Origin of the sequence: Streptomyces sp. TLI_053 (assembly GCF_900105395.1) — a bacterium.
In the GTDB taxonomy this organism is placed as follows: domain Bacteria; phylum Actinomycetota; class Actinomycetes; order Streptomycetales; family Streptomycetaceae; genus Kitasatospora.
In genome coordinates, this window is record NZ_LT629775.1 from 9,332,175 (window position 1) to 9,346,111 (window position 13,937).

Below are 13,937 nucleotides of genomic sequence, written 5' to 3' on the forward strand. Positions count from 1 at the left end.
TGTGCACCGGAGCATCACCAGGACCTACCTCAAGCACTACGCGAACGTCCACCGGCGAGCCGCCGGGCTGATGCCGCTGACCGGCGCGCAGCGGAGGTTCCACCACACCAGGTCCGCCGATCCGCACGAGCGGGTCAGGATCCTGCCGGTCTTCCTGGAGTTCCCGCCCGGCCTGCTGGAGGCCGCCCGACTGGAGCGGGCCGTCCGGTCGGTCCTGCGGCGGCATCCGGCCCTGCGCGGGGCGGTGGACACGCTCGACGGAGTGCCGGTGCTGCGGATCGGTCCGGTCCCCGAGGGGCCGCTCGTGCGGGAGACCGCGGCCCCGGACGCCGACACCGCCGCGTGGGCGGCGCTGGACGACCGGACCGCCGGGCACGGACCGATCCGGGTGGTCCTGGCCAGGGACGAGCGGAGGGACCTGCTCGCGATCGGGTTCGACCACCTGGTCTGCGACGGCGAGTCCACCGGCCTGGTGCTGGACGGGCTGATGTCCGCCTACCGGAGCGGGGAGGAGGTGCCGGAGTCCGCGGTGGACGCCGAGCTCTCCCGCTACCGGGAGGCGGTGGAAAGGCAGTTGGAGCGCGAGCACGAGGCCAGCGGGCCGGAGGCGCTGGCGCACTGGACCGCCCGGCTGAGCGACGCCGGGCCCGGCCGGTGGGGCACGGGGCCGGGCGAACGCGGCGGGCAGGCCACGGCCTGGCGACGCTTCGCACTGCCGGGACCGGCCACCGACCGGCCGTTCCCCGCACTGCTGGCCGCCTGCCACACCGCGTTGGCCCGGACACCGGGCACCGCGCCGGTCGCCTACACCTGGGGGAGCCCCGAGGGGGCGGGAGTGGTCGGCTGTTTCATCAACACGGTGCTGGCCAACCCGCAGGGCGAGGACGTCCGGGAGAGCTGGTGGGAGGACCTCGAATTCGTCGACACCCCGTTCGACGAGGTCGTTCGCGCCGCCAGGGCGAGCCGCGCGCCGTGGACCGGCCACCTCGACCTCGTGCTGACCCTGATCGACCTCACCCGCCGCCCGGCACCGGTACTGGACGGCGCGCCCGGCCGGTTCAGGTACCCGCCGGGCCGCCGGACGGAGGACCCGGTGATCGTCACCGCCGTCCACGAAGGGACCGGACTGTCCCTGCGCGTCGACCACGACCCCCTGATCGTGCCCGGCGCCGACGCGACCGCGATCGCCGACGCGCTCGGCGCGTCCTTCACGGACACCGGCCGTGTCGCGGGCTGAGCCCGCCGCCCGCTCGGTGCTGATCAGCCTCGACGGGCGGTCACCGGCGCTGGAACTGCCCGAGGGGGACAGCGTGCGGTTCGGGTGGCGGGCCGGGGAGATCACCGTCGGCACCGACCGGGCGCTGACCGCGGGCCGGATCGACGCGTTCGGCGACTACTGGCTGATGTCGAACTGCGGCGCGGCGGGCACCTATTGCGTGGAGAACCTGGAGGGGGCGGGGGAGTACGTGAAGGTGCGGGCCGGCCGGGCCCGGGTGCCGATCCCCTTCGAGCTGAGCCGGGTGACGCTGACCGTGGGGGCCGGGAGCAACAGCTTCACCGTCTTCGCCCCGGAGCACGGGGCCACCGTCCAGCCGGACGGCGGCGCGCTTCCGTTGCTGCTCGACGAGCAGAGCCGGTACTTCCAGGTACTGGTCTGCCTGTGCGAACCGCGGCTGCGGGACTGCGGCGCGGCGGCGGTGCCGACACCGGCGCAGGTCTCGGCCCGGCTGTCCGCCGCCGGCGTGCCGCTCGGGCGCTCGGCGGTCAACTACCACATCGACTACCTGGTGAAGAAGCTCGGGAGCGCGCCCCCGCGCGGGATGACCCGGGCGTGGAAGCGGGACACGGTGGTGACGCTGGCGCTGAAGTTCGACCTGGTGCGCCCGGAGCATCTCCGCCTCATTCCCGGGCGGGCGCCGGGACGGGGTGCTCGTCGTTCCGAGGAAGGCGGCGGGCCGGCCGACCTTACGGTGCTCCAGGTCTGACGGTGCGGCCTCCGACCGCGCCTGCTCACCGGCCCCCGGCGGCGACGATCCGCGTGACCTCCGCGGTGAACTCACCCAGGGTGGTCCGCTCGAACATGATCCGCGGGGGTACGCGGTGACCGAGCTCCTTGCGGATCCGGCCGACCGCCTGGACCGCGAGCAGCGAATGCCCGCCGCGTTCGAAGAAGTCGTCCTCCTCCCGCAGTTCGATCCCGCCGAGGAGTTGGGACCACACGCGGCGGACCACCTCCCGCACGGGGTCGCCGTCCCCGGAGGGTGCCGGGCTGTCCGTGCCGCGTGCGGTGCTGTCCGTGTCGCGTGCGGTGCCGTCGGTGCCGCGTGCGGTGCCGTTCGTGCCGTCCACCGTCTTCGTGACGTGCGCGGCGCGCAGGGCGCGCAGGGCCGCGAGATCGACCTTCCCCCGCTCGGTCACCGGCAGCCGGTCCACGAACACGATCGCGTTCGGGACCATGTGGCCCGGCAGCCGACCCCGCAGGTGCGCGTGGATCCCGTCCGCCGAGCGCCGGTCCGGCGCGGCCACCACGAACCCGGCGAGCGCGTGACCCTCGGGCAGGACCGCGCAGTCCCGGACGTCGGGATGCGCGCGCAGGGCGGACACCACCTCCCCGATCTCGACCCGGTGTCCGTTGACCTGGACCTGGTCGTCGTTCCGGCCGAGGAACTCCAGCGCGCCCGTGGGCACCGTCCGGACCCGGTCACCGGACCGGAAGACCCGCCCGAGGCCCGGCAGCCGGACGAAACGCCGCTCCGTGAGCGCGGCATCGCCGAGGTAGCCGCGCGCCACACAGGCACCGCCGATCAGCAGCTCCCCGTCCGGCGACACGTGCAGCTCCGCCCCGGTGACTCCCCGGCCGATCGGCACGTCCGGCCCGGTGTCGGCCTCGGCGTCGAACTCGTGGTAACTGACCGCCACGGCCGCCTCGGTAGGACCGTAGCGGTTGAACAGCCGCACCCCGGGCAGCAGTTCGACGATCCGGCGGGCCACCGGGGTCGGCAGCCGGTCCCCGCCGCTGATCAGGTACCGCAGGCCGGTGGCCTTCCGGAACTCCGGTTCGTCGAGCAGCAACGACAGCATCGCCGGGGGGAGCCGGACCGCGGTGATCCGGTGCTCGACGAGCGCGGTGGCGATGGCCGGCGGGTCCTGATGATCGCCCTCGCCGAGCGAGACCACCGTGGCGCCCGCGGCGAGCGGCCAGAAGAAGTCGGTGAGCGAGGCGTCGAAGGTGTAGGGCGTCACCTGCAGCACCCGGTCGCCGACTCCGAGCGGCAACTGCTCGGCGAGCCATCGCAGGTGCGGGGCGAGGTTGCGGTGCTCGACCACCACACCTTTGGGAGCGCCGGACGACCCGGAGGTGTAGAGGACGTAGGCGGGGTCGCCCGGGGCGGCGACGGTCGTCGGTCCGACCTCCCGTGCCCCGTTCTCGTGCCGGTGCCGGTGCCGGTCCTGGTCCTGGTCGTCGTTCACGCCGAGCGTGCGGAGGCTGCTGTGCCCGAACCGGGCCGCGGTCGCGTCGTGCACCAGCACCGCGGCCGGTGCGCAGTCCGTGAGGATCCGCGCCAGCCGCGGAGCCGGTTCCTGCAGGCCGAGCGGTACGAACGCCGCACCCGCGCGCAGGACACCGAGTACGGCGACCGCCATGTCGGCCCCGCGCTCCAGGAACAGCGCGACCCGAGTGCCGGGTCCGGCTCCCGCGTCGACCAGACGCCTCGCGAGCCGGCCGGACCGCTCGGCCAACTCCCGCCCGCTCAGCGGCTGTCCGGCACGGTCGAGCCACGCCGTGGCTGTCGGCGGCGCGCCGTCGAGAGCCCGGGCGTGCAACAGGTCGTGGTCCGACATCCTCGTCCCCCCGCGGTCGGGTCGCTCACAGAGGTTCGATCCGATCACGGCTCCGGGGCCGCGTCATCCTGTCGAACGTCAGGGGTGGTCGACTGCCGGCCAGGTATCGTTCAGCCGCTGTCGCGCCCCGGTCGGGGCGGTAGCCTGGCCGAAGGACGGGCAGCCGCCCCGCGCGACCGCATCGGCCCGCACCGCGGCCGGGATTCCCGTACGGGCCGCGTGCGGCGGAGGACCGGTCGCCGGACGCGCCGGTGAACGGACGGATCACCCGCACAGGTCTCTCACACCGCGAGACGAGGGGACGCCACCCATGGACTCCGTGCCGAACACTCCGCCCGGCCAACTGCGCCGGATGGCCGCCGTGTGGGAACAGGTGCTGAAGAAGGGCGGGATCGGGCCCGAGGACTCGTTCTTCACGCTGGGCGGGCAGTCCGTGACGGCCGGTGCCCTGGTGCGCGCGGCAGGGGAGCGGTTCGGGGTGCGGATCCCGGTCCGGACACTGTTCGAGCACTCCCGGCTGGGCGAGTTCACCGACCACGTCGTGGGCCTGGCACTGCCCACGGCGCCGTCCCCGGACGCCGTCCCCCCGGACGCCCTCCCCCGGACGCCGTCCCCACGGACGCCCTCTCAACGGACAGTGTCCCCCCGGACACCGTCTCCACGGACGTTCCGCTGGAGATGACCGCGTTCCAACGACGGATCTGGCTGGCCGAACAGATCGATCCCGGCGTCCGCAACCACGTGCCGCTCGCCTGGTCGGTGGCGGGCCGACTGGACCCCGACCGGCTGCGCGCCGCGCTCGGACGGCTGGTGGCCGAGCACGAGATCCTGCGCACCCGGTTCGTCGAGGAGGACGGCGGGTGGTCCGTGCGGCTGTGCGAACCCTGGCAACCGCCGCTGGAACTGCTCGACCTCGGCGAAGCCCCGGACGACACCGCCGACCACGGCTCCGACGACACCTGCGACATCCCCGACGGCGTGACGGAATGGCTGGAAGCCGCCCTGCGCCGGCCGTTCGACCTGGAGTCCGGACAACTGCTGCGCGCCGCCCTGGGCGAGTCCGGCGACGGCCGGCAGGTACTGCTGCTCTGCGTGCACCACATGGTGATCGACGGGGAGTCGATACCCGTCCTGCTCGCCGAACTCGACCGCTGCTGCGCGACCCCGGACCGGCCGCGACCGGTCGTCCAGTACCGCGAATTCGCCGCCCACCAACGGGAACAACGGGACAGTGCCGCCTGGCACACCGACCTGGCGTACTGGGAGTCCGCGCTGAAGGGCGCGTCCGCGGACACGCCACTGCCCGCGCCGGACCGGCCCGAGCCGAACGGATCGTTCCGGCTGCCCCTGCCCGCGGGGCTGCTGGGCACGCTGCGCGCGGTGCAGTCCGCGCACGGCGTCAGCTGGTTCATGGTGGCCGCCACCGCGCTGGCGGTGTCCCTGCACCGGTGGACCGGCCTCGACGACGTCACCTTCGGATCCCCGACGGCGAACCGCGACCACCACCGGTTCGCCGGACTGTTCGGCCCGAGCCTGAACACCGCGGTGCTGCGCTCCGGCGTGACGGCGGACAGCACCGTGCTGGACGTGCTGCTGCGGATGCGCGGCGAGGCGCTGGGCGCGCTGGAGCACCAGGCCGTCGAGTTCGACGACGTGCTCCATCACCTGAAGCCCGCCCGCCGGTTCGGGCACACCCCGTATGTGAACGTCACGCTGAACATGAACCTGCTGGACGACCATGTCGCGGTCGTGGACGGGGCGCGGCTGACACCGCTACTGATCGACGAACTGCGCAGCGACTACGCCAAGTTCGGCCTGACGGTGACCATGGTGCAACTGGCGGGCCGGTTGATCGGCCTGGCGTCCCACCGCGGGGACCAACTCGGCGCCGACGCCGTCCGGGACGTGACCGACCGGTTCGCGGATCTGCTGGCCCGGCTCCCCGAGGCCCTGGACGAACCGGTCCTGCCGCGGCACTGAGCCGACGTGGCGACGGGGGCGGACGGCATCAGCTGCGCCACCCGTCCCCGCCGCGACGACCGCTCAGTGCTGGCCGGGCAGTTCCGTGATGGGGTGCCCGGAGACCTCGTGCGGCTGGTACGGCTCCTCCAGGAAGTCGATCTCGTCGGCGTCGAGTTCCACGTCCAGCGAGTCGATGGCGTCCTGGAGATGGCTCATCCTCGTGGCGCCGACGATGGGGGAGGTGACCGCCGGCTTGGCGAGCAGCCACGCCAGTGCGAGCTGCGCCATCGGAATTCCACGTTTCGCGGCCAATTGGCCGAGCCGGTCGACGATCTCGCGATCGTTGTCCCGGTAGAGGATTTTTCCGAATTCGTCGGTCTCGCTCCGGACACTGACACTGTCCCATTTCCGGGCGAGCCGGCCCCTGGCCAGCGGACTCCAGGGAATGACGCCGACACCCTGGTCCTCGCAGAGCGGCAGCATTTCCCGCTCCTCCTCGCGGTAGATCAGGTTGTAGTGGTTCTGCATGGTACTGAAACGCGTCCAGCCGTTTCGCTCGGCGGTGTACTGGGCTTTGGCGAACTGCCAGGCCCACATCGAGGACGCGCCGATGTGCAGCGCCTTTCCCGCCTTCACCACGTCGTGCAGGGCCTCCATCGTGACCTCGATCGGCGTCACCGGGTCCCAACGGTGGATCTGGTAGAGGTCGACGTGGTCGGTGCCGAGCCTGCGCAGACTGTTGTCGATCTCGGTCATGATCGCCTTGCGGGACAGCCCCACCCCGTTCGGCCCGGGCCGGGTCCGGCCGTTGACCTTGCTCGTCAGCACGATCTCGTCACGACGGCCGTACTCGCGCAGAATCTGACCGACGATCCGCTCGCTGCTCCCGGCGGAGTAGACGTTCGCGGTGTCCACGAAGTTCACCCCGGATTCCAGGGCGTGCAGCATCATGGGCCGGGCGTGTTCGAGGTCCAGGGTCCAGCCGTGGACGCCTTTGCCGGGTGTTCCGAAACTCAGGGCCCCCAGGCAGATCCGCGACACGTCCATACCGGTAGAGCCCAGCTTGACGTACTTCAAGATGTTCCTCCTACGACGGGATCAGTGGCGGAACGAACAACACTTCATGGTGGCAAGGCCGAAGACTTCCCCGCAAGAGTCCGGCCGACGATGGCCGACAATCCCACCGCATTTCCCGCGGAGCCGTCCGGAACCGCGAAACCGCTCCGCCCCGTTTCCCTCCGTTCCCTCCCATCCCTTCACAATGAATTCGGGATATCGCCATGGGAAGGCGCCGCTGCCGCGCGCGCCTCCGTGCGCGTTCGAGTGCCGGCGTCAGGCGCCGAGCACGGCCAGGGACAGGCGCCCGGCACGCTCCAGATCGGCATCGTCGCCGAAGAGCTGGTAGCGGGTGCTGGCGGCGCGCAGGTAGGCGTCGATCCGGAAGGCGTCGTCGGCCGGGAAGCGACTGCCGGCGGCGGACAGTTCGGACTCCAGCAGGTGCAGCCACTCGCGGACGAGGTCGCGGACGGCGTCGGCGACCGGGCCTTCGCGGCGGCCGTACTCGACCGAGGTCGTGGTGATGAAACACCCGCCGGGGAAGACGCCGTCGCGCTGGTAGGCGACCCAGTTGTCGAGCAGGGCGCGGAGCCGGGGCCGCCCCGGGGCGGCGGGCCACGACGGCTCGACGACGTGCCGCCGGTACAGTACGCGGGCCTCGGTGACGGCGGCGAGCTGGATGGCCTCCCGGTTGGCGAAGACCGTGAGGATGCCGCTCTTGCTGTGCCCGGTGCGGGCGGCGAGCGTGCCGACGGTGAGGGCGTCCAGCCCGTACACGGTCGCGGACAGGGCTGCCTGCAGCGCGACTTCGTGCCGGGTCCGGTCGCCTCGGGCGCGGCGGCCGTCGGGGCGGCGGCCGTCGGCGCGCGGCGCGGGGGAGTCGGGGGTGTCCGGTGTCATCCGCCGATGGTATGCGACTGATCGGTCGTGTAGTGTGCCCGCAATGAGTACGACCGGTCGGTCGCACAGTGGGGGTGCGGATCATGGTTGTCGACGGTGGTGCCGGGCTGGACGGCTTCGCGGAACGCGTGCTCACGCTGTCCGGGTGCGAGAAGACCGTTTATGTGGCGGGGGACGGTCCTGCGGTGGTCGTGATGCCGGAAATGCCGGGCATCAGCCCCGACGTGCTGCGCTTCGCCGGGTGGGTGCGCGATGCGGGATTCACCGTCTACCTGCCCTCGCTCTTCGGCGTCGACGGGGCGCACCTCACCGTCGAGCTGGCCGAGCCGATCGTCCAACGTGCTTGTGTCAGCGCGGAGTTCAGGGCGTTCGCGGGCGGCGGAACGAGCCCGGTGGCGGTGTGGCTGCGCGCGCTGGCCAGGACCGCGCACGACGAGTGCGGCGGACCGGGCGTCGGCGCGGTCGGGATGTGCTTCACCGGCAACTTCGCGCTGAGCATGACGCTGGAACCGGCCGTCGTAGCCCCGGTCCTCGGTCAGCCGTCGTTGCCGCTGGACGACCCGGCCGCCCTGGAACTGTCGCCCGAGGACGCGGCCGCGATCCGCGAGCGGTTCGAGCGCGACGGACTCACCGCCCTCGGTCTGCGCTTCGACACCGACAAGTGGTGCACCGGCCGGCGCTTCGCCGCCTACACCCAGCTGCTCGGCGACCGCTTCGACGGCCGCGTTCTCCCCGGCGAGTCCGCGAACCCCGAGCCACCGCCCTTCTTCCGCGACGTGGTCCGAACGCCTCACAGCGTGCTCACCGCACACCTCGTCGACGAGGAGGGCCACCCCACCGTTCGGGCCCGCGACGAAGTCCTCGCCTTCCTGCGCACCCGTCTGCTGCCCGACCGCACCACCGCCTGACGGGCCGCGCCGCGGCTCGACCACGACGGCCCGTCGGCCTGCGAGCCACCTTCGACCAGGCCGGCATGCTCCCCGAGCAGCTGTGGTCCGACCGGGTCCTCGACGAGGCCCGACACACCGCCGACCCCGTCCACCTCGTCCGCGTCTTCGGTATCCATACCCACACCGCGGTCAGGTGCGTCCACGCCGCCCACCGTGAAAAGGCACCCCCGAAGATCCGCTGAGCAGACGAACCACCCACGCAGCAGAGGGCCGGCCGACGACCGCTCGATCGGGGCGGTGTCCAGGAACCGCCAACAATGCCGAGGACATGTACGGCGGCAACCTGTCATGCCTGGTTGATCTGCTTCCGCCTGAGGTAGTACCAGAGTTCGGAGGTCCGGTGGTCGTGCTCCGAGAACACGTCGAGCGGTCCGACCCGCTCGTACGCCTCCTCGGTCCGCGGGTGGTCGCGGCAGGCCAGCGCCCAGGCCGCCTCCAGGAGCACATCCTTGTCCTCCTCGTCGAGGAGCGCCAGGAAGGCGTCCAGGACGGGGGCACTCCGGTCGGCGTAGCCGGAGAGGGACTCTGCGGCGCAGCGCCGCACCCGGAGAGTCTCGTCGCGAACCAGTACGAGCAGGGCGTCCCGGACCGCCGGATCGAGTTGCTTGTCAGGAGTGAACTGCTGGCCGAACGCCAGGGCGACGGAGGCCCGGACCTCGGGCTCGGGATCGTGGACGAGGCCGAGCAGCGCCGATGCGGCCGCGTCGCTGCGGGCGGCCCGCTCCCGGCTCGCGCAGAACACGGCCTCGGTGCGTACGCTCGGATCGGGGTGGCCGATGTACCGCAGGCCGATGGCCTCCTGATCCGAATGCTTGTGGCCGGTGTAGATGTCCAGGACGGCGGCGAGGACCTGCCCGTCGGGCTCCTCCTGCGCCCAGGACGCCAGGAAGTCGGCATCCTGAGCGACGTCCGGTGCGCGGTCCACCGTCGCCAAAAAGCTCCGGAACCGGATGACATGCGCGAGGAAGCGGCGGTATACGGGATCGGGGTGCTGCCGCAGCAAGGCGAGCTCGGACCAAATGCGTGGGCCGCGACGCCGGCCCAGGTAGTAGGCAGCTGCGAACCAGTTGCTGTCCCCGTCCTGCGCGTGCGGGACAGCGCGTGCCATCACTTCACCGAGAGGCGGGAACAGACCGAACGCCCACTCGAGGTGGGTGAGGATGGCCCCGTGGCCGTCCCGCACGGTGCGCCCGCCGAGGGAGAACTCGTCGATCCTGTCACCGTCAGGATCGTCGACCTGACGCTTGACCGCCGGTTCCACGGCTCCGGTGCGCCTGCGCAGTTCTTCGAGCGCCCCCGTCTCGTGCCAGTGCCGGGCCAGGTCCAGCAGTTCCCGCCGGGAAGCCTCGGGCAGGCGAAGCCGAGGTTCGTTTCCGAGCACTGCGGAGACCAGCGTGGGGGAGCCGGTGTCGACCGCCCGCAGCAAGGGGGTGCTGCCGTCCGGCAGCTCGCGGTCCTGGTCTGCACCCCCGTCGACCAGAACCTTGGCGGTGAGGTGATCGAACCTGGCCACAGCGGCGCAGAGCAAAGGCAGTCCGTCAGGGCCCAAGGTGTCCGGCGCTGCCCCCTGTTCCAGGCAGGTCCGCACCGCATCGGTGTCCCCGGCGGTCACGGCACTGACCAGCCGGCCAGCCAGGTCCAACGACGAATCCGTCAACGGCTCCCCCTGGTGGTGTGTTCGAAGTGAGCAACTTACCCGACGCAACGAGTAGGCACCGAGGCATATTCGCCGGCGACGTGGCGCTCGGCCGACCGGGAGGGAAGGACGGACCTCGTGGAACCCGTTCGCCGGTCCCCACCTGTGCGGCCCCAGCGTGCGAGTCTCGGCTGACGGCCAGCCAAGAATCTGCGAACCTGCGCGCCTCCGTCCGCGACCTGCTCGCCGACCTCGGCATCCGGGCCGCCGCGTGACCGCCGATGGTCGGCCGGTGCGGGTGACGGAGATGCGGCCCGAACACACCGAGCAGGTCCTGGAGATCTATCGGTTCGGCATCGACGGCGGTGACGCGACCTTCGAGGAGGTTGCTCCGAGCTGGGAGGCCTTCGACGCCGCCCGCCTCGCCGAGCACCGCCGGGTCGCCGTCGACCCGGCGGGCCGGGTGCTCGGCTGGGCCGCCGTCAGCCCGGTCTCCGACCGGCGCGTGTACGCCGGAGTCGTCGAGCACTCCGTCTATGTCCGTCCCGACGCCCACGGCCGGTGCGTCGGGACTCTCCTGCTGGACGCGCTGATCGCCTCCACCGAACAGGCGGGGATCTGGACGATCCAGTCCGGGATCTTCCCCGAGAACACCGCCAGCCTCGCTCTCCACCGACGGGCCGGTTTCAGGGTGGTCGGAACCCGCGAGCGCATCGGCCGGCACCGGGCGCGCTGGCGCGATGTCGTTCTCCTCAAACGCCGAAGCCCCACTGTGGATTGACCCGGCGGCCCTGCTGCGCTCCGCCTCGTGGGTGCGCAGCTGCTTCTCCGGGGCTGATCCCCGCCCGGCGCTTCCCCCCCGGAACGCCCGCCGCCACGGCCGAACACTCCGGATGGTCCCGGTTTCGGCCGGCGGCCGAACCATCATCACCGACGCCCCCGGTCCGCGCGGAGAACTTCTTGGATTCACGGCTCCGCGGCTGCCCGGAACGGCGCCTCCAGGGCCCCACGAGGAGCCGCTGCGGCCCCGCCGCGGCAGCCTGAATCCGTTCCGCCCGACCGCTCCCGACGGCCCGCCAGAAGCCCGTTCAAGGCTTCGCCGCACCGGCCCTGACCTGGTGTTCTCCTGGAAATCTCCTAGGCTGGGGGAGCACTGCAGGACACTTCGGAGGGGGCATCATGAGCGAGGAACGGAATCCGTACGACGCCAGCAGGATCGTCGTTCTGGAGGGCCTGGAGGCCGTCCGGAAGCGGCCCGGGATGTACCTCGGATCGGTCGGTGAACGCGGGCTGCACCAGCTGGTGTTCGAGGCCGCCGAGTCCGCCCTGAACGAGATTCTCGGCGGCACCGCCGGCCGGGTCGGGATCACCCTCACCGCCGACGGCGGTGTCCGTGTCGCGGACGACGGCGGGGGCCACCCGGTCCGGGACGCGGGCCGCGGCGGCGGCCGGGCGTTGGAGGACCGCTTGACGGTGCTCAGCGGCGGCGCGCCGCGCGACGGCCGGCGCTCGCTCTCGGGCGGATTCTCCGGAATGGGACTGGTGGTCGTCAACGCACTGTCGAGCCGCCTGACGGCGGAGACACGGCGCGACGCCACCCGCCGGACGCTGGAGTACGCGCGGGGTGTGCGGGTCGCGGTGCCCGACCGCACCGGCCCGGCCGACGGCAGCGGGACCGTGATCACCTTCTGGCCCGACGCCGAGATCTTCGAGACACTGACGTTCTCGTTCGACACACTGGCCGACCACTTCCGCGAACTGGCCTTCCTGAACCGCGACTTCGACATCACCCTGACCGACGACCGCGACCCCGGGGCACCCAGGACCGACCGCTTCCGCTTCCCGGGCGGAGCAAGGGACTGGATCGCGCAGCGCAGCACCGTGCCCCACCCGGACGTGCTCGGCTTCGAGCGCGAGTGCGCCGGGATGGAGGGGACCGTCGAAGTCGCCCTGTGCTGGGGCGACTCCGGCGACGAGCGGGTCGCCTGCTACGCCAACAGCAGGCCCACCCCCGGCGGCGGCACCCACGAACTCGGCTTCCGCGACGGCCTGGCGGCCGCGCTCACCGCCTGGGCCCGGGAGGAGCAGCGACTCACCCCCGCCGACCCCGACCTCGGCCCCACCCGGCTCGGCGCGGGCCTGACGGCCGTCGTGTCGGTCAAGCTCGACCACCCCGAGTTCGAGGGGGCCGTCCGCGACCGCCTCGGCAACGCGCCCGTCCGTACCTGCGTCGCCGAGGCCGTCCAGGAGCACCTGACCACCTGGCTCCGCGCCGACCCGGTCCGGGCGGCGGCCGTGCTCGCCCGCATCCCGGTGACCAGCCGCGACTGACAGCGGCAGGTGGGACACCGCTGGAGCCCGGGCCGGAGTCGACTCCGGCCCGGGCTCCCGGTTGCTGCGCCCGTCGTCGTGCGCCCCCGCGGTCGCCCCGAGAACCAGGTCGCCGAGGGGCCGGTGACAGGGCATGATGCGCACCGTGCAGACGGCAGAGCAACATCGGGCGCGGTTCACGCTGGTCGGGAGCGGCGGGGGTCCTCCCTGGGGCACCTGTGCCGAAGCGGACGGTTTGTTCGGCCGGCCGCAGTACAGGAGGTACGAGCTGTTCGGCTGGGCCCCGGAGGACAGTGGGTTGCGCGGCTGGGCCGGCCGCCGCGTGTGGTTGGTGCCGGACGACGAGGTGCTCGATCCCTGGCTGCTGGAGGACGCCCGGACACTCGACCACGACCTGGGCCCGGGTGGCCTGCTGGTCAGCGGGCTGGACGACCGCGAGGGCCCGCCCGAGGGCCACCGGGGCCGCGTCCGCCTCCACGACGGGCGCCGATGGCTGGGGGCCTGCCACGAGTTCACCCGGGTCCTGCCGGCCCGGCAGCCGACGGTCCCGCTGGTGCTCAGAGGGCTTGCGCCGGGCGGAGGGCTCCGCGCGCGCCTCGCCCGGGGCACGCGATCCGCACGGGACCTGGAGTACGCCGTCCTGGAGATCCGGGACGACCGGGGAGAGCTGCTCACCGACCTGTCGATGAGGGCCAGGATCGCCGCTTGGCAGCCGTCCTGCCGCGGGACGGGTCTGATCGACCTGGAACTCGACGGGGGCCTCGGCACACCCGTCCCCGCCCACGCCCGGCCCGTCTGGGAACGGTGGTTCGCCGGACCGCCGGACGCTCCCGGGGCATGGGCCCGCCTCGACACCTGCCGTCGTGACGTCTGGCTCGGCCTCGCCCGGGACCGGGCCTGCCGACGCACCCACCGCGATCGGTCGGCCGGTCGTACCTACGAACTCGACGGCCGCCACATCACCGACCGGCCCGGCCTCTTCCTGGCCCTCGGCGAGGCGGTGAACGGACCGGGCGGGTACTTCGGCGGGTGCCTGGACGGTCTCGTCGACTGCCTGCGCGGGAACTACGGTTGCACTGCTCCCGCGACCCTGATCTGGCGGGATGCCGACATCGCCCGTACACACCTGTCCCACACCCTCGGAGCCGACGGCCGGTCCCGCGACCTGTTCGCCGCCGTCCTCGGCGTCCTCGCCGAGGCCGGCGTCCAGGTCACGCTCCGGTAGCGCCGGTCCGCCCGCCGCACCTACGGATCCGGCC

At 72.5% G+C, this 13,937-nt stretch carries 13 protein-coding genes; 9 read left to right on the forward strand and 4 right to left on the reverse strand.

What is annotated here, in order from left to right:
- Window position 1: 1 nt before the first annotated feature.
- Both BLU95_RS38750 and BLU95_RS38755 read left to right on the forward strand, forming a co-directional pair.
- The gene (locus BLU95_RS38750; RefSeq protein WP_093864143.1) at window positions 2-1,237 is read left to right on the forward strand and encodes a condensation domain-containing protein; all 1,236 of its coding nucleotides are present in this window, start codon (window positions 2-4) and stop codon (window positions 1,235-1,237) included.
- Window positions 1,224-1,985: a hypothetical protein gene (locus tag BLU95_RS38755; protein ID WP_093864144.1), complete on the forward strand. Its 762-nt coding sequence runs from the start codon at window positions 1,224-1,226 to the stop codon at window positions 1,983-1,985. The genes BLU95_RS38750 and BLU95_RS38755 overlap by 14 nt, the downstream gene beginning before the upstream one ends.
- Before the next feature lie 25 nt (window positions 1,986-2,010).
- Here BLU95_RS38755 and BLU95_RS38760 read toward each other — a convergent pair whose 3' ends face one another.
- Window positions 2,011-3,843: a non-ribosomal peptide synthetase gene (locus tag BLU95_RS38760; protein WP_093864145.1), complete on the reverse strand. Its 1,833-nt coding sequence runs from the start codon at window positions 3,841-3,843 to the stop codon at window positions 2,011-2,013.
- A gap of 310 nt (window positions 3,844-4,153) precedes the next feature.
- Between BLU95_RS38760 and BLU95_RS38765 the strand changes: the two genes are divergently transcribed.
- Both BLU95_RS38765 and BLU95_RS38770 read left to right on the forward strand, forming a co-directional pair.
- A complete protein-coding gene (locus BLU95_RS38765; RefSeq protein ID WP_093864146.1) occupies window positions 4,154-4,525 on the forward strand; it encodes a phosphopantetheine-binding protein in 372 nt (123 codons plus the stop codon).
- A complete protein-coding gene (locus BLU95_RS38770; protein ID WP_093864147.1) occupies window positions 4,522-5,823 on the forward strand; it encodes a condensation domain-containing protein in 1,302 nt (433 codons plus the stop codon). The genes BLU95_RS38765 and BLU95_RS38770 overlap by 4 nt, the downstream gene beginning before the upstream one ends.
- Window positions 5,824-5,886: 63 nt before the next feature.
- On the opposite strand, the gene BLU95_RS38775 is transcribed toward BLU95_RS38770, so the two are convergent.
- Together BLU95_RS38775 and BLU95_RS38780 are read right to left on the reverse strand one after the other, a co-directional pair.
- On the reverse strand, window positions 5,887-6,882 hold the full coding sequence (locus tag BLU95_RS38775; protein ID WP_093864148.1) for an aldo/keto reductase: 996 nt from the start codon (window positions 6,880-6,882) through the stop codon (window positions 5,887-5,889).
- A gap of 255 nt (window positions 6,883-7,137) precedes the next feature.
- Window positions 7,138-7,761, reverse strand: coding sequence for a TetR/AcrR family transcriptional regulator (locus BLU95_RS38780; RefSeq protein ID WP_093864149.1), 624 nt, complete (start codon window positions 7,759-7,761; stop codon window positions 7,138-7,140).
- 83 nt (window positions 7,762-7,844) lie between these two features.
- Here BLU95_RS38780 and BLU95_RS38785 point away from each other — a divergent pair, with 83 nt between their 5' ends.
- Together BLU95_RS38785 and BLU95_RS43155 are read left to right on the forward strand one after the other, a co-directional pair.
- Window positions 7,845-8,669, forward strand: coding sequence for a dienelactone hydrolase family protein (locus BLU95_RS38785; protein ID WP_107452703.1), 825 nt, complete (start codon window positions 7,845-7,847; stop codon window positions 8,667-8,669).
- Window positions 8,670-8,734: 65 nt separating this feature from the next.
- Window positions 8,735-8,893 carry a hypothetical protein gene (locus BLU95_RS43155; RefSeq protein WP_173862205.1) on the forward strand — a complete coding sequence of 53 codons (159 nt, stop codon included), beginning with the start codon at window positions 8,735-8,737 and terminating at the stop codon, window positions 8,891-8,893.
- 104 nt (window positions 8,894-8,997) lie between these two features.
- On the opposite strand, the gene BLU95_RS38790 is transcribed toward BLU95_RS43155, so the two are convergent.
- A complete protein-coding gene (locus tag BLU95_RS38790) occupies window positions 8,998-10,353 on the reverse strand; it encodes a HEAT repeat domain-containing protein (RefSeq protein ID WP_231978115.1) in 1,356 nt (451 codons plus the stop codon).
- A gap of 301 nt (window positions 10,354-10,654) precedes the next feature.
- Here BLU95_RS38790 and BLU95_RS38795 point away from each other — a divergent pair, with 301 nt between their 5' ends.
- The 3 genes from BLU95_RS38795 (at window position 10,655) to BLU95_RS38805 (ending at window position 13,903) form a co-directional block, all read left to right on the forward strand.
- Window positions 10,655-11,128, forward strand: a complete 474-nt coding sequence (locus BLU95_RS38795; RefSeq protein ID WP_093864150.1) for a GNAT family N-acetyltransferase — start codon at window positions 10,655-10,657, stop codon at window positions 11,126-11,128.
- A 398-nt stretch (window positions 11,129-11,526) separates the two neighbouring features.
- Window positions 11,527-12,678 (forward strand): ATP-binding protein, encoded by a 1,152-nt coding sequence (locus tag BLU95_RS38800; protein WP_093864151.1) that lies wholly within the window; start codon window positions 11,527-11,529, stop codon window positions 12,676-12,678.
- 133 nt (window positions 12,679-12,811) lie between these two features.
- The gene (locus BLU95_RS38805) at window positions 12,812-13,903 is read left to right on the forward strand and encodes a barstar family protein (RefSeq protein ID WP_093864152.1); all 1,092 of its coding nucleotides are present in this window, start codon (window positions 12,812-12,814) and stop codon (window positions 13,901-13,903) included.
- The last annotated feature ends 34 nt before the right edge of the window (window positions 13,904-13,937 follow it).